Below are 20,494 nucleotides of genomic sequence, written 5' to 3' on the forward strand. Positions count from 1 at the left end.
ATCAATCAGGCGGGAAGACCCAAAGGAGTTGATGGTGTAAGCTCTCGGGTTCTTCGGATTCGACCCATTGCGAGCCCTATGCCGTTGCTTTTCAAACGCTCTCTGCTGCCCAAACTGCGCAGCTTTCCGCTGACCGCCGAGGCCGTGACGATCCTGCCCGGTGCCGCCGATTTCCGCCGTTGCCTGCTGGAGAAAATCGCCCAGGCGACCCAGCGCATCTACCTCGTCGCGCTTTATCTGCAAAACGACGAAGCCGGCCAGGAAATTCTCGATGCCTTGCACGCCGCCAAACTCAAGCGGCCCGAGCTTGAAATCGCGGTGGTCGTTGACTGGCTGCGGGCCCAGCGCGGCTTGATCGGGGCCGGCAAGCAGCCGGGCAACTCGGCGTGGTATCAGGAAATGACCCGCACCCACCAGAGCGTGGTGCCGGTTTACGGCGTGCCGGTGCAGACCCGCGAGCTGTTCGGCGTGCTGCACCTCAAAGGCTTCGTGATCGACGATTGCGTGGTCTACAGCGGTGCCAGCCTGAACAACGTCTACCTGCACAAGTTCGACAAGTACCGTTTCGACCGTTATCACGTGTTGCAGAGCCGCGAACTGGCGGATTCGATGCACCATCTGGTCAAGCACGGCCTGATCGAATCCAAAGCGGTGCATCGCCTCGATCTGCCGAACCTGCCAACCACCCGCAGCCTGCGTAACGACATCGGCGACCTGCGCAGCCGTCTCAAATATGCGGCGTACGACACCAGTGCCGGCAGCGCGGCGCATACCGGCCTGTCGGTCAGTCCGTTGCTCGGCGTGGGCAAGAACAACCCGCTGAACCGGGTGATTCTGGAACTGATCGCCAGCGCGCAGAAGCAACTGACCATCTGTACGCCGTACTTCAACCTGCCGCTGGGGGTGATCCGCGAGATCAACCGGGCGCTGGCGCGTGGCGTGAAGATCGACATCGTGGTCGGCGACAAGACCGCCAACGACTTCTACATCCCGCCGAGCGAGCCGTTCAAGGTGATCGCCGCGCTGCCGTATCTGTACGAGATCAGCCTGCGCCGCTTCGCCAAGCGGCATCAGCGCAACATCGACAGCGGCCAGTTGAACCTGCACCTGTGGCGTGAAGGCGACAACAGCTATCACCTCAAGGGTATGTGGATCGACCAGCGCTACACGCTGCTGACCGGCAACAACCTCAATCCGCGGGCGTTCCGTCTCGATCTGGAAAACGCCTTGCTGATCGATGACCCGAAAGGCGAGTGGCTTGAACCGCGCCGCGTGGAGCTGGAAAACATCTTCGAACACACCACGCGGATCGCACGTTTCCAGGATCTTGAAGCCCTGCCGGATTACCCGGCGGGCGTGGCCAAGTTCCTCAAGCGCGTGAGCCGGGTGCGGGTCGAGCGGTTGCTCTATCGCATTCTTTAAAACCGGTCCACAAAAAATCCCCCGAACGCAGCACGCGTCCGGGGGATTTTTTTATGCGCGGACTCAGTTCAGACCGAGCTTGCCACGCAGTGTCGACAGGTCTTCCGCCAGGGTATTAACCGGGCCGACCAGCGCCTTGCGGTCGTTGTCCTTCACCTTGTCGTAAGTCTCGAAACCACCGTCCCTGGTCTTGTACTTGGCCAGGATCTTGTCCACGGTCGCGAAGTTCTTGTCGACTTTGGCGACGAAGGCCTTGTCCTGTTTCTCGATCTGCGGACGGAACAGGTCGACGATTTTCTTCGCGCCGTCGATGTTGCCCTGGAAGTCGTACAGGTCGGTGTGGCTGTAACGATCCTCTTCACCGGAGATCTTGGTCGCGGCGACTTCTTCGAGCAGCGCAGCCGCGCCGCCGACGACTTTCTCCGGCGGGAAGGTCAGGCCGGCGACGCGGGTCTGCAGGTCTTTCACGTCCTTGTTCAGGCCATCGGCCAGGGCGTCGAGATCCTTGGTGCTCTTTTCCGAGAACAGCGAGTATTCGATGCGGTGGAAACCGGTGAAGTCTTCGGCTTTCACGCCTTGCTCGTGGTCGTCGACGCGGGAGTCGATGGACGCGTCGAGGTCACTGAACAGCTCGGCGATCGGCTCGATCGACTCATAAAAAACGCGGGTTGGCGCGTAGAGCTTTTGCGCGGTGGCCAGGTCGCCTTTTTTCACCGCGTCGGTGAACTGCTGCGTGTGGCTGGCCAATTCATCCAGTTGTTCGGTGACGTAAATCTTGTAGTCCGACACCGGCCCCACCAGATCCAGTGGCGCGGTCGCGGCGAACGCCGACAGCGAGGTGTTGAGCAAACCTAAGGTCAGCAATAACGCGAGTGGCGTCTTTTTCATGGGGGCGGCTCCTGTTGAATGCTATGCAGTTGTTTTTGGTTGAGTAGCGTCGAGCAGCGAACGACCGATGAAGTCCTTGTCGCCCGTGACACCCGGCAGGGTGAAGAAGTAACCGCCGCCGACCGGCTTGAGGTATTCCTCCAGCGGTTCGCCGTTTAGGCGGGTCTGCACGGTGATGAAACCTTTTTCCAGATCCGCCTGGTAACAGATGAACAGCAGGCCCATGTCGAGCTGGCCGTTCTTGTTCACGCCGTTGGAGTAGTTGAACGGCCGGCGCAGGATCAGGTTGGCCTGGCTCGCGGCGGTGCGCGGATTGGCCAGGCGAATGTGCGCGTCGAGCTTGGTCAGCTTGCCTTCCGGGTCCTTGCTGTAATCCGGGGCTTCGGTTTCATGGCTGGCGCCCATCGGCGCGCCGGTGGTTTTCACCCGGCCGATGATGCTTTCCTGTTCCTGCAACGGCGTGCGGTCCCAGCGTTCGACAAAGTTGCGGATGATCCGCACCGCCTGATAACTGCCATGGGCCGCCCAGGCCGGTTCGTCGCTGCCCGGTTGCACCCAGACAATGCGATCCATGGCCTTGCCGTCGTTGGAATCCGGGTTGGCCGAACCGTCGCGAAAACCCAGGAAATTACGCGCCGATTGCGCCGGCACGCCGGGCTTGGCCGGGGCTTGCGGCGGCACGCTGCCTTCCTGCTTCCAGCGCACCAGCAGCAGGTCCGGCAGGTTTTTCACGATGTCGCGCAGGGCGTGGATGTTGGTGTCGGCGGTGTTGGAGCAGAACTGCAGGCTCAAATCGCCGTGGCAGCAATCGGCTTCCAGCGCATCGTTGGGGAAACCGACCATGCGCACCAGACGCTTGGGTTTGGCGGCGGCGAGGCCGAAGCGCTCGTCGAACAAGGATTCGCCGACAGACACGGTGATGGTCAGGTTGTCCGGTGTCACCACCGGGCCGAGGATGCCGGAATCCGGTGGCGGCAACTTCTGATCGATCTGCGCCACCGGGCCGCCCTTCATCAGGAATGCGATGCGCTCGTTGAGGGTGCGGAACAGACGCTCCAGATCTTCACGGTCGCTGGCCAGCACATCGAACGACACCAGCATGCCGGCCGCCGGACGCGGGGTGACGATGCCAGTCTGGTGCACGCCATGGAAATCGTGGTGATCCTGGGTCTTGTCGCTGCTCGGCGCTTCGGTGACTTGCGCAGGCGCGGCGGCCATCGCCGGGCAGCTCAGGGCAGTACCGGCCAGTGCGACGCCGGCGGCGCCCATGCCCATCAGTACGCGGCGACGTTGCAGGTTGAAGTGTTCGGAATCGTTCATCGGTAGTCGTCTTCTGCTTACAGGCCGGAGAGGCCGAGGGCGGGGTCAATGGCGTCGAGGGCGTCGGCCAGGGCCTTGGCCTTGTCGGCGATCTGCTTGCGTTGCTCACCGTTGACGGTGTCGTAACTGGTGTAGCCGTCCTTGACCTTGAAACCGTTCAGCGTGGTATCGAAATCAGTCAGCGCACCGTCGATTTTCGGCAGCAGGTCGGCGGCGGATTTGCTCAGCAGCGGGCGCAGCAGTTCGACGACTTTGCGCGCGGTTTCCTGATTGGCCGCGAAGCCGTTGAGATCACTGTGACTGTAGCGTTCCTCTTCGCCGCTGGCGGCGCGCACGTCGGCGAGGGTGTTGAGGTTGCGCACGACGATTTCCACCAGTTGCTCCGGCGGCAGCGACTGGGCCAGCAGTTGTTGTTTCAGCGTGGTGACGTTGTCGAGCAAGCCTTGGGCAATCGGTGTCAGCCCGTCGAGTTTGCGTTGCTGGAACAGCGCGTATTCGAGACGGTGGAAACCGACGAAGGCCGGATCCTGCTCGCGTTTTTCGAAGTAATCGGCGCGGGCGTTGATGCTGTTGTCCAGCTCGGCCAGGCGTTGTGCGGCCGGGGCCAGACGCTGATACGCGGCGCGGGCCGGCAAATACAACGCCTGGGCCTGGGCCAGATCGCCGCTATCGATGGCTTGATTGAGCGCCGTCACGGCTTTGATCAGCGCGCTGCCCTGGCTGGCCAGGTAGACGCGGAACTCCGACAGCGGCCCGACGAAGGCAACCATCGACGGCTTGGCCTTGGCGGCGGCATCCGAGGCGGCGGTCGGCGTCACGTGCAGGGTGCCGCGCGGGTTGCTCAGCAGGCCACAGGTGATGGCGTAGTCGCCGGGTTGCAGGTTGGCGTTGATCACCTGGCTCAGGCCCGGCGCGATGTTCTCGCGCTCTTCGATCACCAGCACTCCGTCGAGAATTTCCCATTCCACTGCCCGGTCGGAGCGGTTGACGATGCGGAAGCTGGCGCGGCCGGCCGGAACGGTGAGGGCGTTCGGCTCGCAACTGTGCGGATGGATGTTGACCACCACTTCGTCACGGTTGTGCTGACGTTTGGCGGCGGCCATTTTCGAGGCGTAGTAGAACAGGCCGCCGGCGGCGATCATCACGACCACCGAACCGGCCACCGCCCAGCGCAAGGCGCGGGGAGGCGAGGCCTGAGGAGTATTAGGCTTTGACATGAAGGCCCTTATTGGCTGGAAACGGAAGACGATTGGGCAGCGGGTTTGGGTGCTGGCATGAAGAACATGACCAGCGCCACCAGCAGATAAATCAGGTACGCGCCGAGGGTGCTGACGGTCGGTGCATCCTGATAACCGAACATGCCGGCCAGCACCGAGCCCAGCGGGCCATCCATCGGCAGCGTCGCGCTGAAGTCGAAGAGCACGGTTTGCAGGTGGTTCCACACCCCGGCTTCATGCAGGGCCTGCACCGAGTTGGCGAGAATCCCGGCGGCGACCACGAGGATGAACAGCCCGGTCCAGCGGAAGAACGCCGACAGGTTCAGGCGCATGCTGCCGCTGTAGATCAGGAAGCCGACGATCACCGCCAGAATCAGGCCGAGCAGGGCGCCGATCGGCGCGGCCGGGCCTTCGCTCTGCTGGAACACGGCGAGCAGGAAGAACACGGTTTCCAGACCTTCCCGGGCGACGGCGAAAAACACCATGGCAATCAGCGCGATGACCTGATGCTTCGACGCGGTCAGCGCATGATCGAGGGAGGCTTGCAGTGAATGCTTGATCGAACGCGCCACCTTGCGCATCCAGAACACCATTGAACTGAGAATGCCCACGGCCACCAGCCCGACCACGCCTTCGAACAGTTCCTGCTGCTTTTGCGGGAATTCGGCGCTGACCAGTTCCAGGCCACCGCCGACCAGCAATGCCAGCGCGGCGGCGAGAAAAACCCCGATCCACACCGCCGGCATCCACTGGCCACGGCCGGTCTGTTGCAGGTAGCTGGCGATGATGCCAACGATCAGCGCGGCTTCGATGCCTTCGCGCAACATGATCAAAAAGGGAACGAGCATTCGGCGATCACTGTGTAACGAAATGAGGTTACAAGTTGTAACATAATGAAAGTCATTCTCACATGGCATTCATTGACATTTAGCTGAACCGGAGCTGAACGAGTCTGAACATCCACGCCACCGAGTCAGCTGCGCTAAGATGCCCGCCACTCGAACAACAACAGGATTGCGCGCGTTCCATGTCGGAAAAAGACACCATCGCCATTCAACTGGTGCGCGAAGCACTGCTGCAAAGTTGTGCTCCGGGCGTGGCCACGGACGAAGTCTTGAGCAAGGTCGGGATCGATCCGGCGTTGCTGGCCACCGATGACGCCCGTGTGCCGGCCAGCCAGTACGCGCGGTTATGGCGCCTTTTGGCCAGGCGCGGCGATGACGAATTCTTTGGCATGGACCCGCGCAAGCTGAAATCCGGCAGCCTGGAATTCCTCTGCCGCAGCGCCATGGCCCAGCCGAACCTGGCGGCCGGGCTGAGCACGGGGTTGAGTTTCCTGTCGTTGATGCTCGAGCGCCTGCCGGCGCAACTGGTGCATCAGCAGAGTCTGGCGGAGATCGTTTTGCTGGAAGACGACCCGGAACCGCGCCGCGCTTTCACCTATTTCACCTACTGGATGATCGTCCACGGCGTGGCGTGCTGGCTGGCGGGGCGGCGAATTCCGATCCTGGCCATCGAGCTGCGCTGCCCGGCGCCGGATTTTTGCGATGACTATCGGGTGATGTTCTCGGAAAACCTGCGCTTCGACCGGCCGCGCACGCGGATGATCTTCGCCGCTGACGTGCTGGATCTGCCGATCAAGCGCAGCGCCGAGGAATTGAAGCGCTTTCTGGCCCATGCCCCGGCCAACATTCTGGTGAAGTACCGCGACCCGGAAAGCCTTGCGAGCCGGATCAAGCAGGATCTGAGGCAATTATCCGCAGATAAGTGGCCGGAAACCGACGCGCTGGCCCAGCAGTTGTGCATGTCGGCCTCGACCCTGCGTCGGCGACTGGCCGAGGAAGGGCAGACTTATCAGGGCTTGAAGGACAGCGTGCGCAAGGAGCTGGCGATCACCTGGCTGGCCGAGCCTTCGATCAGTTTTGCCGAGATCGCCACGCGGCTGGGGTTTGCCGATGCGAGTTCGTTCTACAAGGCGTTTCGCAAGTGGTCGGGGACCAATCCGGGGCATTACCGCAGCTTGATTCTCAACGAAGCGGTCTGATCCACCACAGACTCACCGCCCACCGCCAACTCTCGTTCCCACGCTCTGCGTGGGAATGCAGCCCGGGACGCTCCGCGTCCCTTCCAGAGCTGGAACGCGGAGCGTCCCTTGAGGCATTCCCACGCAGAGCGTGGGAACGATCATCGCGGCACGGCGTGGGAGCGATCAAAGTCCGGAACCTTGGCCAAACCAGTCATCCACTTTGAGGGCTTTGACCATTGCCGCAGGCGGCGTGCGGCGCGAGTATTCCTCTGTTGTTTACGGTTCCCCAACCTAATAAGAACAGAGGGATTCTGGCAATGCGCGATTACTTGTCTGCCACCGCACAGTTTGATTATCAGCACACCGTGGACGCCGCACTCAGCGGCACGCTCGAGGCGCTCAACGCCTGCGTCGAATGTTGTGACCGACACGCGCTGCCGGGGCGCATTGCGCTGTTCTGGGAAGGCCGCGATGGCGCCAGTGCGACGTACACCTTCAGCGACCTGCAGGACAAAGCCGCGCGTTTCGCCAATTTCCTTCTCGCCCAGGGCGTGCAGAAGGGCGACAAGGTCGCCGGTCTGCTGCCGCGCAACATCGAACTGCTGATCACCGTGTTCGCCACCTGGCGCATCGGCGCGGTATATCAACCGCTGTTCACCGCGTTCGGCCCCAAAGCCCTCGAGCATCGCCTGAACAGCTCCGGCGCCAAAGTCGTGGTCACCGACGCCGCCAACCGATCAAAACTCAGCGAAGTCGCCGACTGTCCGACGCTGGTCACCGTTGGCGGTCCGAAAGGCCAGGGCATCGTTCGTGGCGATTTCAGTTTCTGGGCCGAGCTGCCCAATCATTCAAATGTCTGCGAACCGCTGATGCTGACCGGCGAAGACCCGTTCCTGCTGATGTTCACCTCGGGTACTACCGGCCCGTCGAAGGCGCTGTCGGTGCCGCTCAAGGCCATCGTCGCGTTCCAGAGTTACACCCGTGACGCCGTGGACCTGCGCCCGGAAGATGCGTTCTGGAACGTTGCCGATCCGGGCTGGGCCTACGGCATCTATTTCGGCGTCACCGGCCCGTTGTCGATGGGCCATCCGATCACGTTCTACGATGGCCCGTTCACCCTCGAAAGCACCTGCCGGGTGATCAACAAGTACGGCATCACCAACCTCACCGGTTCGCCCACCGCGTATCGCCTGCTGATTGCCGGCGGCGACGAGTTCGCCAAGTCGATCAAGGGCAAGCTGCGCATCGTCAGCAGCGCCGGCGAGCCGTTGAACCCGGAAGTGATCCGCTGGTTCGCCGATAACCTCGGCGTGGTCATTCACGACCACTACGGCCAGACCGAACTGGGCATGGTCCTGTGCAATCACCACGGCCTCGAACACCCGATCCACCTCGGCGCTGCCGGTTTCGCCTCGCCGGGCCATCGTATCGTGGTGCTTGACGAGCAAAACAACGAACTCGGCGTCGGCCAGCCCGGCATCCTCGCCATCGACCGCACACAGTCGCCGATGTGCTGGTTCGCCGGCTATGAAGGCGTGCCGACCAAGGCCTTCGTCGGCAATTACTACCTGAGCGGCGACACCGTCGAGTGGAACCCGGACGGCAGCATCAGCTTCGTCGGCCGCAGCGATGACGTGATCACCACTTCCGGCTATCGCGTCGGCCCGTTCGACGTGGAAAGCGCACTGATCGAACACCCGGCCGTGGTCGAGGCGGCGGTGGTTGGCAAACCCGATCCGGAGCGCACCGAACTGGTCAAAGCCTTTGTCGTGCTCAACCCGCAATACCGCGCCGAACCAGCGCTGGCCGAAGAATTGCGCCAACACGTGCGCAAGCGTCTGGCCGCGCACTCGTACCCCCGTGAAATCGAATTTGTCAGCGAGTTGCCGAAAACCCTAAGCGGCAAATTGCAGCGCTTTATCTTGCGCAACCAGGAAATCGCCAAGGCTCAAGAGGCCGCGGCGCACAACGTTTCAGCTTGAATCAGGAAGTCAGTCATGCAGATCGAGAACAAGGTTTTTATCGTCACCGGCGGCGCGTCCGGCCTGGGTGCCGCCACCGCTGAATTGCTGGTGAACGCCGGCGCCAAAGTGATGCTGGTGGACATGAACGCCGAAGCCGTTGCCGCCCAGGCCCAACGCCTGGGCGCGCAAAGCGTGGTGGCCGACATCAGCAACGAAGCCGCCGCCGAAGCCGCCGTGCAGGCGACCGTTAAAGCCTTCGGCAGCCTCAACGGGCTGGTGAACTGCGCCGGCATCGTTCGCGGCGAGAAGATTCTTGGCAAGAACGGCCCGCACGCCTTGTCCAGCTTCGCCCAGGTGATCAACGTCAACCTGATCGGCAGTTTCAACATGCTGCGTCTGGCAGCCGCTGCGATTGCCGAAAGCGAAGCCAACGCCGACGGCGAGCGTGGTGTGATCATCAACACCGCTTCCGTTGCGGCGTTCGACGGCCAGATCGGCCAGGCCGCGTATTCGGCGTCCAAAGGCGCCATCGCCAGCCTGACTCTGCCTGCCGCTCGTGAACTGGCGCGCTTCGGCATCCGCGTGATGACCATCGCCCCGGGCATCTTCGAAACCCCGATGATGGCCGGCATGACCCCGGAAGTGCGCGACTCGCTGGCCGCTGGTGTGCCGTTCCCGCCGCGCCTGGGCAAACCTGCCGAGTACGCCGCGCTGGTGCGGCATATCATTGAAAACAGCATGCTCAACGGCGAGGTGATCCGTCTCGACGGCGCCTTGCGCATGGCCGCCAAGTAAGGAGGATTTCCCATGACCATCTCCAACGATCCGATTGTCATCGTCAGCGCCGTCCGCACCCCGATGGGCGGTTTTCAGGGCGAACTGAAAAGCCTGACCGCGCCGCAACTGGGCGCCGCTGCAATCAAGGCGGCGGTTGAGCGTGCCGGTGTCGCCGCCGGTGTGGTCGATGAAGTGTTGTTCGGCTGCGTGTTGCCGGCCGGTCTCGGTCAGGCGCCTGCGCGTCAGGCTGCGCTGGGAGCCGGGCTGGACAAATCCACCCGTTGCACCACGGTCAACAAGATGTGCGGTTCGGGCATGGAAACCGCCATTCTGGCCCACGACATGCTGCTGGCCGGCAGCGCCGATGTGGTGATCGCCGGCGGCATGGAAAGCATGTCCAACGCGCCGTACCTGCTGGATCGCGCCCGTGCCGGTTACCGCATGGGCCACGGCCGGGTGCTGGATTCGATGTTCCTCGACGGCCTCGAAGACGCCTACGACAAGGGCCGCCTGATGGGCACCTTCGCCGAGGATTGCGCCGAAACCAACGACTTCAGCCGTGAAGCGCAGGACGCCTTCGCCATCGCCTCGACCACCCGTGCCCAGCAGGCGATCAAGGACGGCAGCTTCAAGGCCGAGATCGTTCCGCTGACCGTGACCGTTGGCAAAGAACAGGTTGTGATCAGCAACGACGAGCAGCCGCCAAAAGCCAAACTGGACAAGATCGCTTCGCTGAAACCGGCCTTCCGCGAGGGCGGCACCGTGACCGCTGCCAACTCCAGCTCGATCTCCGACGGCGCCGCTGCGCTGGTGCTGATGCGTCAGTCGCAAGCGCAGAAACAGGGTCTGAAACCGCTGGCGGTGATTCACGGCCACGCAGCCTTCGCTGACACCCCGGGCCTGTTCCCGGTGGCGCCGATTGGCGCGATCAAGAAGCTGATGAAGAAAACCGGCTGGTCGCTGGATCAGGTCGATCTGTTCGAAGTCAACGAAGCCTTCGCCGTGGTCGGCATGGCGGCGATGACCCACCTGGAAATCCCGCACGACAAGCTCAACATCCATGGCGGCGCCTGCGCCCTGGGCCACCCGATTGGCGCGTCCGGCGCGCGGATTCTGGTGACCTTGCTCTCGGCCCTGCGCCAGAAAGGCCTGAAACGCGGCGTCGCGGCGATCTGCATCGGCGGCGGGGAAGCCACGGCGATGGCTGTCGAGTGCGTCTGAACCCGAGTTAAGGATTTGCCATGATTCCCAATGACGACCAACAACAAATCCGCGACATGGCCCGGCAGTTTGCCGAGGAACGGCTCAAACCGTTCGCCGCCGAGTGGGATCGCGAGCACCGCTTTCCGAAAGAAGCCATCGGCGAAATGGCCGGGCTGGGCTTCTTCGGCATGCTGGTGCCGGAGCAGTGGGGCGGTTGCGACACCGGTTACCTGGCCTACGCCATGGCCCTGGAAGAAATCGCCGCCGGCGACGGCGCCTGCTCGACGATCATGAGCGTGCACAACTCGGTGGGTTGCGTGCCGATCCTCAAGTTCGGCAACGACGACCAGCGCGAACGCTTCCTCAAGCCGCTGGCCAGCGGCGAGATGCTCGGCGCGTTCGCGTTGACCGAACCCCAGGCCGGTTCCGATGCCAGCAGCCTGAAAACCCGCGCTCGGCTGGAAGGCGATCACTATGTGCTCAACGGCTGCAAACAGTTCATCACTTCCGGGCAGAACGCCGGGATCGTGATCGTGTTTGCCGTGACTGATCCGAGTGCCGGCAAGCGCGGGATCAGCTCGTTCATCGTGCCGACCGACTCGCCGGGCTACAAAGTCGCCCGCGTCGAAGACAAGCTCGGCCAGCACGCCTCGGACACCTGCCAGATTCTGTTCGAAGACGTGAAAGTGCCGGTAGCCAACCGGTTGGGCGAGGAGGGCGAGGGCTACAAGATCGCCCTGGCCAACCTCGAAGGCGGGCGCGTCGGCATCGCTTCGCAATCGGTGGGCATGGCCCGCGCCGCGTTCGAAGCGGCCCGCGATTACGCCCGTGAACGTGACACTTTCGGCAAGCCGATCATCGAGCATCAGGCCGTGGCGTTCCGCTTGGCGGACATGGCGACCCAGATCGCCGTGGCACGGCAGATGGTGCATTACGCCGCCGCCCTGCGCGACAGCGGTCAGCCGGCACTGGTCGAGGCGTCGATGGCCAAACTGTTCGCCTCGGAAATGGCCGAGAAGGTCTGCTCGATGGCATTGCAAACCCTCGGCGGTTACGGTTACCTCAACGACTTCCCGCTGGAGCGCATCTACCGCGACGTGCGGGTCTGCCAGATCTACGAAGGCACCAGCGACATTCAGCGCATGGTCATTTCGCGCAATCTTTGAAAAGGAATCTGCACATGAGTTACGAAACGATTTTGCTGGAAACCCATGGCCGCGTCGGCCTGATCACCCTCAATCGCCCGCAGGCGCTGAATGCCCTCAACGCGCAACTGGTCAGCGAAGTGAATCGCGCGCTCGATGGGTTTGAAGCCGACGCGAACATCGGCTGCATCGTCATCACCGGCTCGACCAAAGCCTTTGCCGCCGGCGCCGACATCAAGGAAATGGCCGATCTGACCTACCCGCAGATCTACATGGACGACCTGTTCAGCGACAGCGATCGCGTGGCCAACCGGCGCAAGCCGATCATCGCCGCGGTCAACGGTTTTGCCCTCGGCGGCGGCTGTGAGCTGGCGCTGATGTGCGACTTCATCCTGGCCGGCGACAACGCCAAATTCGGCCAGCCGGAAATCAACCTCGGCGTGCTGCCGGGCATGGGCGGCACCCAGCGCCTGACCCGCGCGGTGGGCAAGGCCAAGGCCATGGAAATGTGCCTGAGCGGCCGCATGATCGACGCGGTGGAAGCCGAACGCTGCGGCATCGTCGCGCGGATCGTGCCGAGTGCCGAGTTGCTGGACGAAGCGCTGAAAGTCGCGGCGGTGATCGCCAGCAAATCGCTGCCGATTACGATGATGGTCAAGGAAAGCGTCAACCGCGCGTTTGAAGTGAATCTGACTGAAGGCGTGCGCTTCGAACGCCGCGTGTTCCATGCGGCGTTTGCAACGCAGGATCAGAAGGAAGGGATGGCGGCGTTTGTGGCCAAGCGGCCTGCCGAGTTCCAGGGCAAGTAACGCGGCGTATTCACTGACGCCATCGCTGGCAAGCCAGCTCCCACATTGGATCTGAGGTTTACACCAATCTCTGTGGGAGCTGGCTTGCCAGCGATGCTTTTGCCTTTTAGAGCTGATAGTTCTTCAACTCCCGAGCAATCACCATCCGCTGTATCTCGCTCGACCCCTCGTAAATCTGGGTAATCCGCGCATCCCGGTAGTACTTCTCAACCGGGTAATCCTCCAGATACCCATACCCGCCATGAATCTGAATCGCTGACGAGCACACCTTCTCGGCCATTTCCGAAGCAAACAGCTTGGCCTGTGAAGCCTCCGACAGACACGGCTTACCCGCCGTCCTCAGCCGCGCCGCGTGCAGGATCATCAAGCGTGCTGCGTTGATCTGCATCTGCATGTCCGCCAGCAGGTTGGCGATGCTCTGGTGCTCGACAATCGCCTTGCCGAACTGCACCCGATCACGGGCGTAACCCAGTGCAGCTTCAAACGCCGCACGGGCGATGCCCAATGCTTGCGCGGCGATACCGATACGTCCGCCTTCCAGGTTGGAAAGGGCAATCGCCAGACCTTTACCGCGTTCACCCAGCAGATTGGCTTCGGGAATGCTGCAGTTGTTCAGGGTCACCGCGCAAGTGTCGGAGGCGCGGATGCCCATCTTGTGTTCGGTGCGATCAACGATGAAACCCGGCGTATCGGTCGGCACCAGAAACGCCGAGATCCCGCGCTTGCCCAGATCCGGATCGGTCACCGCAAACACGATCGCCAGTTTCGCCCGCTTGCCATTGCTGACAAATTGCTTGGCGCCGTTGATTACCCATTGGCCGTCGCGCAGTTCGGCGCGGGTGCGCAGGTTGTGTGCTTCGGAGCCGGCCTGGGGCTCGGTCAGGCAGAAGCAGCCGATCACCGCACCGCTGGCCAGATCCGCCAGCCAGGTCTGTTTCTGTTCTTCGCTGCCGTAATTGAGCACCGGCCCGCAGCCCACCGAGTTGTGGATGCTCATGAAGGCGCCGGTGGCGCCGTCGCCGGCGGAAATCTCTTCCACCGCCAACGCATAGGCCACGTAGTCGACGTAAGTGCCGCCCCATTCCTCCGGCACCACCATGCCCAGCAGGCCGAGTTCGCCCATCTTCGCCACCAGACCGTCATCGATCCAGCCGGCCTTTTCCCAGGCTTGCGCGTGGGGGGCGATTTCGCCACGGGCAAAGTCCCGGGCCATGTCGCGGATCATTACCTGGTCTTCAGTCAATTCGAGATCGTGCATGGCTCAGCTCCCGCTCTCAGCGAAACCGTGGAAGAAACTCGCGACCTGTTCGGCGTGCAGTGCAGCCAGGGTCGGCGGATTCCAGCGTGGTGATTTGTCTTTGTCGATCAGCAAGGCGCGGACGCCTTCGATCAGGTCGCCGCGTTCGAACCATTGGCGATCCAGATGCAGTTCGAGGGCGAAGCAGTGTTCCAGGCTCAGGTGGCGGCCGCGACGCAGCATTTCCAGGGTCACGCCCATGGCCAGCGGCGAGCGAGTTTCCAGCAGGTCGGCGGTGGTGGTCGCCCATTCATGGCTGTCGGCGACGGTCACGGCGCGCAGTTGCTCGACAATGCTCGGCACGTCCGGCAACGCGAAGAAGTGGTCGATGGCCGGGCGCAAGGCTTCCAGCGGCGCATCCGGCAGGGTTTGCACGGCGTGGCGGGCCAGCAGGTTTTGCAGGTCTTTAAGCGGCGTGTCGTGCCACTCCAGGTGATCGAGTTGTTCGTCGAGGATGCCGAGTTTGCTGCTGTCCAGATACCAGTCGGCCAGCCCGCAATACAGCGCATCCGCCGCACGGATCTGCACGCCGCTGACGCCCAGATAAATCCCCAGCTCGCCGGCAATCCGTGGCAGGAAATAACTGCCACCGACATCCGGGAAATACCCGATCGCCACTTCCGGCATCGCCAGACGGCTCTTCTCGGTGACCACCCGCAGATCGGCGCCTTGCACCAGACCCATGCCGCCGCCGAGGACGAAACCGTCCATCAGCGCCAGCACCGGTTTGCGGTAATGGTGGATCGTCAGGTCGAGGGCGTATTCCTCGACGAAGAAATCTTCGTGCAGCGTGTCGCCGCTTTTGTGGCTGTCGTACAGGGATCGAATGTCGCCACCGGCACAGAAGGCTTTCTCGCCAGCACCGCGCAGCACGACCGCGTGGATATCGGCATCGGCGGCCCAGGCGTCCAGGTGTTGCTGGAGCTGGCGCACCATGTCGAGGGTCAGGGCATTGAGGCCGGCGGGGCGGTTGAGGGTCAGATGACCGATGTGATTGCGAACCTCGGCCAGCACTTCGTGCGGCGTGGCATCCATGGACGAAGTCCGCGGGGATGAAGCCTGAGCAGTCATCACTAACTCCCTGCTTTTATTGTCTTTATTCGAGAAGCTCGCGCGCGAGCGTTACCGGATCGTAACAGTGCAAATTTGCCGTGTACAACGGGGATATGTGCATGGGGTGTCTGCATTTTTGCCTTGTCTGGAAAGCGGCTTGCAGACGCTGACTCGAGTCCCTTTCATTACTCTGCGCGAAGCTGTGCCTGAAGGGTTCGGGCGCAAAGCAGCAGTGCTCGTCGGGCCTCATCATGGGCGGCCGGGTAGTTCATGAAACCGTGGCGCATCCCTGAAAACTCTTTGTGTTCGACAGTGACACCCGCGGCCCGCAGTTGCGCAGCGTAAGCACGGCCTTCATCGCGCAGGACATCAAGTCCGCAGGTGATGATCATTGTCCGGGGCAATCCATGCAGCGAGTCACTGAGCAGGGGCGACAGCCGTGTATCCACGCGCGATGTTCCGGGTGGCAGGTATTGGCCGAGGTACCATTCGAGCAGGTCGACAGTCAGTCCATATCCTTGCCCGAATCTCGTGTGGGAGCGGCGGCGAGTGTGACAGTCGAGCAAAGGGTAAAGCAGCAGTTGAAAGCATATACATGGCTTGTCACATTTAGCGTCGCGCTGGCTGATGACGGCGGCCATCCCGCCTCCTGAACCACCCCCTGCGACTGCAATGCTTGAAGTATCCAGCTTGCAATCGGCGCCTTGACGTGTCACCCACTTGAAAGCTGTCCAGCAGTCTTCCAGAGCTGTCGGAAACAAGTGTTCCGGAGGGCGGGCGTAATCAACGGCGACGACGGCGCAACCAGCCCACTCACACATCAACCGACAGAACCCGTCATGCGTGTCCAGGTCTCCCGTGACCCAACCACCGCCATGGAAGAAAACCAGCACGGGAAACGGCCCCTTGCCTGGTGGCGCGTAGAGACGCAGCGGCAGTGACCGGCCATGGCTTTCGATCGCCAGATCATGAACGCAGGTGACTTGCGCCTGACGCAACGCCGATCTGGCGTCCTCTACAGTCAACGAGGTTTCATCCACGGCCGCAGCCCTTGCCCGAACGGGCCTCTGCCTCGATCTCGATAACGTATTCAGGGCTGACCAGTCGAGAGACTTCCAGCAACATTGTCGTCGGTGGATGCCCTTCGAAAAACGCTTTGTGCGCCCGCGCGATTTCTGGCAAGAGATCCATGTTGGTGGTGTACATGCGCGTGGCAATGATGCGGGTACGATCCTCACCCAGTTGCTTTAGCGCCTGTTCGATGATTTTCAGACATCGCCGTGTCTGGGCATAGGCATCGCCGGGTTTGAAGGGCTTGCCGTTCTTGCGAAATGCCACCGTACCTCCGACCAGAATAGTGTTACCAGCCTTCACGGCTCTGCAGTAACCGGCAAGGCGTTCCCAAGGTGCTCCGGAATAAACACGTTTGAATTTCATGGTTCAGACTCCTGTTCCCAGATCGACCGGAAGCGTCTTCAACCCCCGGAACTGCAGGTTGCTGTTGCGCCACGTGGCAGGCCGCCGCGCGATGAGGTGCAAGTGGGGGAAGCGTTTCAACAGCGAGCTGAATACAATCTCGGCCTCAAGTCTGAACAGCGCCGTGCCCATGCAGAAATGTTCACCTCTTCCAAACGTCAGGTGCTCGTTCTTCGCACGACGAATGTCGAATTTGTCGGGATCGGGGAATTTTTCCGGATCACGATTGGCGGAGGCCCGGATCAGGTAAACCAGCTGTCCTTTTTTCATCGTGACGTCATCGATGGTGACGTCTTCCATCAGCAACCGATGGCTCAGGGAGCCGGCAGGATCGAAGCGCAGCATTTCTTCAATGAAGGAGCCGATCAATGTCGGGTCTGCCAACAGGGCTTCGAGTTGTTGGGGATGCTTCAGTAAATGCAACAGGCCGAGGCATAGCTGGTCTGCGCTGGTGGTATAACCCGCCACCAGAATGAACACGATCTGTGCCAGCACTTCATCAAGACTGGCGTCGCTGTTCTGGCCACTCTCCAGTACCCGGCTCACGAGATCATTCCTGGGTTGCCTGCGCCGTTGTTCAATGAGCTCAGCGAAAAAGGCGTACATTTCCTTGATGCCTTCCAGAGCCTGGTCCGGCCCCTGATCCGCGTCCTGGCTGCCGCCTAGAAACATGACGATGTCTCGTGTCCAGCGGCGAAGCCTCAATGCCTCGTCATCCTTCATGCCGTAAAGCCTGGCCAGAATCAGGGCGGGGACCCGGTCGAAGAGCGCGGTCTTCAAATCGGTCTGTCCGTGCAGGCGGGACAGCTCTCGATCAGTGATGTCTTGAATGATTGTCCGCAAGGCCTCGATGGAGCGAGGGGTGAAGGCATTGCCCAGCAAGTGGCGACTGGCCTTGTGAGTATCGCCATCCTGGGAATACATCCACCTGGACGCCAGCTTGATGAATTCGTTCAGATGCGTGCGCTTGTTTTCAGGTACACGTGCGTTGATCAGTTGTTGCATGCGGTTTGAAGAAAATCGTCGGGAATCGGCCTGTGCGGCGATGACATCGCAATAACGGGTCAAAAACCAGGCCTGTAAGTGTTCGCACCAGTACACCGGCTGATGTTTTCGCAGCCACGTATACGCCCGGTAAGGGTTACGAATCGTGTTGCGGTTCGAGAAGTCCGGCTTGTTGTCGTACAGCGGTTTTGTGAAGTGCTTTACGTAGTTCTTTTTGTCGATGGGGGCCCTGACCAGCTCTGACGGCGGTTTGAGCAGCTTGTTTAACAAGATCAGTTGAGCTTCGGTGGCGTTCTGCTCCAGCTTGGTGCTGGCAACAAGCTCCCATTCGTAAAGTTTCGGCGAAAAGACGTGGACGATGTCTTCGAATATCTCGGATGACACGAGCGGATGGTGTTTACCCTCATTGATGATCAGATCCAGCGCTCGAGCATAGGTGAGCGCAACCGCCTGGCGATGGGAAAAATCGCCGGCACGGCGACACTGATCGACAATCAGCGATTCAATTCGCTGGGCGATGTTCTCGTTGGCAAATCGTGGCCGGTTGATGGCGTCCCGTGCAACCTGACAGCACAGGATGTTGTTATCGCCCGCGAAGGTGGTGCTGATGCCGTGATCCATGACCAAAGTGACAATTCGGTTGTGATGGTGGAAGCCTTGCGAACCACAAAGCTCCCTGCATGCACTCATGACTTCGAGCCCCAGCCAGGTGCCGACACTTTTGACGACAGCGGCGAGAATATGCAGCTCCTTTCGCCGTGCTGGCTGATGCCAGCACGCTTCGAACCGCGACAGAACCGCCTGCTCCAGCAACTTCAGGGCCAATACCTTAAGTTGTTCGGCATACAGCCGTTGTCGGAAAAGTGCCTTGGTCAGGAGAGACTGGCTTCCCTCGTTCCCCTTGACCAGGCGATGGCAAGCGAAACGGTACGCCAGATAAACACACATGCTGGCGGCACCACGGGCGCCAGCGATGAGGAACAGGCGCTCCTGGATGAATGTCTGCATAGCGCTTTTCAGGCGATCCTTTGGCGGGATCTCACTGCTGAAAACGCCTTGCGCAGAAAACCTGGCATAGTGTTGCATCAGTGCGTCGAGTGGCAGCTTCATGTTGCAAAAACGGATGCCGGCAACTTGATTGGCGTGAATCCCTCCCTTGGGATCGCAGGTGGTGATCCTGACACCTGGCAGGAGCGGGCCATTCTCTTCCTCGCGAATTCGTACCCGAAACCAGTGCAAGCCCTCATCCACACCCTTGACGATCAGACGTCCCAGCACCATGACCACCACCGCCGCGTGCAATGCGTTGCCTATCCAGAACTTGCAGGACTGCGGCGTGGGTGAGTTCAAAATCAGGCAATGTTTGTGTGGGTCGTAGTTGATCGTGGTTTGCAGGTTAGCCACATCGGAGCCGCTGGCGATCTCCGTGCAACCAAAGGCGTAAACCGCTTTCAGTTGGCAGATTTCCTGGTGGTACTGCGCAATCTGGTGCTGACTGCCGTGTGCAAAAAATGCGTCGCCGGCAATGAAGTGGTCGACGATGCAGGCAAGCAGGGAGTAATCCACGGCACCGATCAATGCTGCACGTTCAAGCATCAACCGGAATTCAGACTGACGGGGTTGGCTCAGCCACATGGCATTGGTCATGAGACCGTTGCCGATGATTGCGCGCATCCGATCGATATTCAGATCCATGTATTCGCGCAGAGACACGCGATGGCGCTTTTCGGGGTCGAACAGGGGCTTTTGCAGCAACTTCAGCAATGGGTCGCTCATGAAACGGTCCTCTCGCAGATTTCGAAACCATGGATTCGAAAACCACCAGATTCACGGAGCTGGCGAAAAACACACGTGCCCGCATGCTACAGGCGGGGCATTTGGGCGGACTGCTGGTTACGCAGAAATGCGGTGTTTGAGGAAAGTAACGTTTCAGTCAAAGCGCAAAGCCAGCTCGCTTCTCAACAACGTTGAGCGTTTTTCCATAGCCAGACTACCGATGTCATCGCTACTGGACATTACAGCGGGCCAGACTTCCAAGTGAAAGGCAGACAAATCTGTGCGGTACAAAGCTGAAAGGTAGTCGTTGGTCATGTCTTGGCAAGGGCGTTCGACAACCTTCGGTCGGATCACGTATTACCTGCGACCACCCAGCACTTCACCAATGCTCCGCCGCTTGGCGTGCCGTTCACTGGCATGAATCAACTGTTCCAGATCCTCCGGCGTGACATCGATAAACGCCTCCATGTCCGCCAGTGCCAGTTTCAGATCCTCGGCCGTAATGGACTGAATATCCACCGGCGCCACGGCCGGCGCCGGTTCGGCGGGGCGTTTCGGGTAGCGGATGCGGGTGAGGTTGTTGTAGGCCAGTGCGGCCAGCAGCAGGCAGGCGGCGCTGAGCATCACCGGTTCCAGGGCTTTCCAGTCCATGGCGATGGTCATCGGGTCGGCCAGCACCATGGTCAACGCGACGGCGCCGGCCGGTGGGTGCAGGCAGCGCAGCCAGCACATCAGGATCAGTGCCATGCCCGCCGCCAGGCACGCGCTGCCGAGGGTTCGGCCGAGGACGTGGGCCACCAGCAACGCGACCACGCCTGCACACAGGTAGCCGCCGATGATCGACCACGGCTGGGCGAGGGCGCCGGAGGACACCGCGAACAGCAACACCGCCGAGGCGCCCAGCGGGCCGATCAAGTGGTGAGCCACTTCAATGCCGAACACCTGACTGCACGCCCATACGCTGAACAACGTGCCCAGCGCCATGCCGATGGCGGCGCGGCTCCATTCGGTGGGGCGGGTGTTGATGGCGGCGGGCAACCAGCGAGCGAGCATGCAGAATCGATCCTTTGCGAAATTCAGGGCAAAAAAAAGGACTTGTCCGTAAGCGCGGAAAGT

At 61.3% G+C, this 20,494-nt stretch carries 17 protein-coding genes; 7 read left to right on the top strand and 10 right to left on the bottom strand.

Going from position 1 to position 20,494, the window contains the following annotated elements; genetic code table 11:
* Positions 1-78: 78 nt before the first annotated feature.
* Entirely contained in the window at positions 79-1,422 is a 1,344-nt protein-coding gene (gene pssA, locus AWU82_RS06820) for a CDP-diacylglycerol--serine O-phosphatidyltransferase (protein WP_064381477.1), read from the top strand.
* A gap of 63 nt (positions 1,423-1,485) precedes the next feature.
* Here the strand turns inward: pssA and efeO (AWU82_RS06825) are convergent, their stop codons facing one another.
* The 4 genes from efeO (AWU82_RS06825) to efeU are packed head-to-tail and all read right to left on the bottom strand — an operon-like array spanning position 1,486 to position 5,695.
* On the bottom strand, positions 1,486-2,310 hold the full coding sequence (gene efeO, locus AWU82_RS06825) for an iron uptake system protein EfeO (protein WP_064381478.1): 825 nt from the start codon (positions 2,308-2,310) through the stop codon (positions 1,486-1,488).
* Between the two features lie 21 nt (positions 2,311-2,331).
* Positions 2,332-3,630, bottom strand: coding sequence for an iron uptake transporter deferrochelatase/peroxidase subunit (gene efeB / locus AWU82_RS06830; RefSeq protein ID WP_064381479.1), 1,299 nt, complete (start codon positions 3,628-3,630; stop codon positions 2,332-2,334).
* Between the two features lie 17 nt (positions 3,631-3,647).
* On the bottom strand, positions 3,648-4,847 hold the full coding sequence (gene efeO, locus AWU82_RS06835) for an iron uptake system protein EfeO (RefSeq protein ID WP_064381480.1): 1,200 nt from the start codon (positions 4,845-4,847) through the stop codon (positions 3,648-3,650).
* A gap of 8 nt (positions 4,848-4,855) precedes the next feature.
* Positions 4,856-5,695, bottom strand: a complete 840-nt coding sequence (efeU, locus tag AWU82_RS06840) for an iron uptake transporter permease EfeU (protein ID WP_064381482.1) — start codon at positions 5,693-5,695, stop codon at positions 4,856-4,858.
* Positions 5,696-5,874: 179 nt separating this feature from the next.
* On the opposite strand from efeU, the gene AWU82_RS06845 reads away from it, so the two are divergent.
* From AWU82_RS06845 to AWU82_RS06870, 6 genes are all read left to right on the top strand, one after another.
* Positions 5,875-6,891 carry an AraC family transcriptional regulator gene (locus AWU82_RS06845; RefSeq protein WP_064381483.1) on the top strand — a complete coding sequence of 339 codons (1,017 nt, stop codon included), beginning with the start codon at positions 5,875-5,877 and terminating at the stop codon, positions 6,889-6,891.
* 299 nt (positions 6,892-7,190) lie between these two features.
* Complete coding sequence (locus AWU82_RS06850; protein WP_064381485.1) at positions 7,191-8,855, top strand: AMP-binding protein; 1,665 nt, start codon at positions 7,191-7,193, stop codon at positions 8,853-8,855.
* 15 nt (positions 8,856-8,870) lie between these two features.
* Positions 8,871-9,632, top strand: coding sequence for an SDR family NAD(P)-dependent oxidoreductase (locus AWU82_RS06855; protein WP_064381487.1), 762 nt, complete (start codon positions 8,871-8,873; stop codon positions 9,630-9,632).
* 12 nt (positions 9,633-9,644) lie between these two features.
* Entirely contained in the window at positions 9,645-10,835 is a 1,191-nt protein-coding gene (locus AWU82_RS06860; protein WP_064381489.1) for an acetyl-CoA C-acyltransferase, read from the top strand.
* 20 nt (positions 10,836-10,855) lie between these two features.
* On the top strand, positions 10,856-11,983 hold the full coding sequence (locus AWU82_RS06865; RefSeq protein WP_064381492.1) for an acyl-CoA dehydrogenase: 1,128 nt from the start codon (positions 10,856-10,858) through the stop codon (positions 11,981-11,983).
* Between the two features lie 14 nt (positions 11,984-11,997).
* Positions 11,998-12,771 carry an enoyl-CoA hydratase gene (locus AWU82_RS06870; RefSeq protein ID WP_064381493.1) on the top strand — a complete coding sequence of 258 codons (774 nt, stop codon included), beginning with the start codon at positions 11,998-12,000 and terminating at the stop codon, positions 12,769-12,771.
* 106 nt (positions 12,772-12,877) lie between these two features.
* On the opposite strand, the gene AWU82_RS06875 is transcribed toward AWU82_RS06870, so the two are convergent.
* From AWU82_RS06875 to AWU82_RS06900, 6 genes are all read right to left on the bottom strand, one after another.
* Positions 12,878-14,029 (bottom strand): acyl-CoA dehydrogenase family protein, encoded by a 1,152-nt coding sequence (locus AWU82_RS06875; RefSeq protein ID WP_039768643.1) that lies wholly within the window; start codon positions 14,027-14,029, stop codon positions 12,878-12,880.
* A gap of 3 nt (positions 14,030-14,032) precedes the next feature.
* The gene (locus tag AWU82_RS06880; RefSeq protein ID WP_064381494.1) at positions 14,033-15,139 is read right to left on the bottom strand and encodes an enoyl-CoA hydratase/isomerase family protein; all 1,107 of its coding nucleotides are present in this window, start codon (positions 15,137-15,139) and stop codon (positions 14,033-14,035) included.
* A 167-nt stretch (positions 15,140-15,306) separates the two neighbouring features.
* Entirely contained in the window at positions 15,307-16,161 is an 855-nt protein-coding gene (locus AWU82_RS06885; RefSeq protein WP_064381495.1) for an alpha/beta hydrolase, read from the bottom strand.
* Entirely contained in the window at positions 16,154-16,558 is a 405-nt protein-coding gene (locus AWU82_RS06890) for a RidA family protein (RefSeq protein ID WP_064381497.1), read from the bottom strand. The genes AWU82_RS06885 and AWU82_RS06890 overlap by 8 nt, the downstream gene beginning before the upstream one ends.
* A 3-nt stretch (positions 16,559-16,561) precedes the next feature.
* Entirely contained in the window at positions 16,562-19,378 is a 2,817-nt protein-coding gene (locus AWU82_RS06895) for a cytochrome P450 (protein WP_085654165.1), read from the bottom strand.
* 357 nt (positions 19,379-19,735) lie between these two features.
* Positions 19,736-20,431 carry an HPP family protein gene (locus AWU82_RS06900; protein ID WP_064381500.1) on the bottom strand — a complete coding sequence of 232 codons (696 nt, stop codon included), beginning with the start codon at positions 20,429-20,431 and terminating at the stop codon, positions 19,736-19,738.
* Positions 20,432-20,494: the final 63 nt, after the last annotated feature.

The organism is Pseudomonas glycinae (assembly GCF_001594225.2).
Lineage (GTDB): Bacteria > Pseudomonadota > Gammaproteobacteria > Pseudomonadales > Pseudomonadaceae > Aquipseudomonas > Aquipseudomonas glycinae.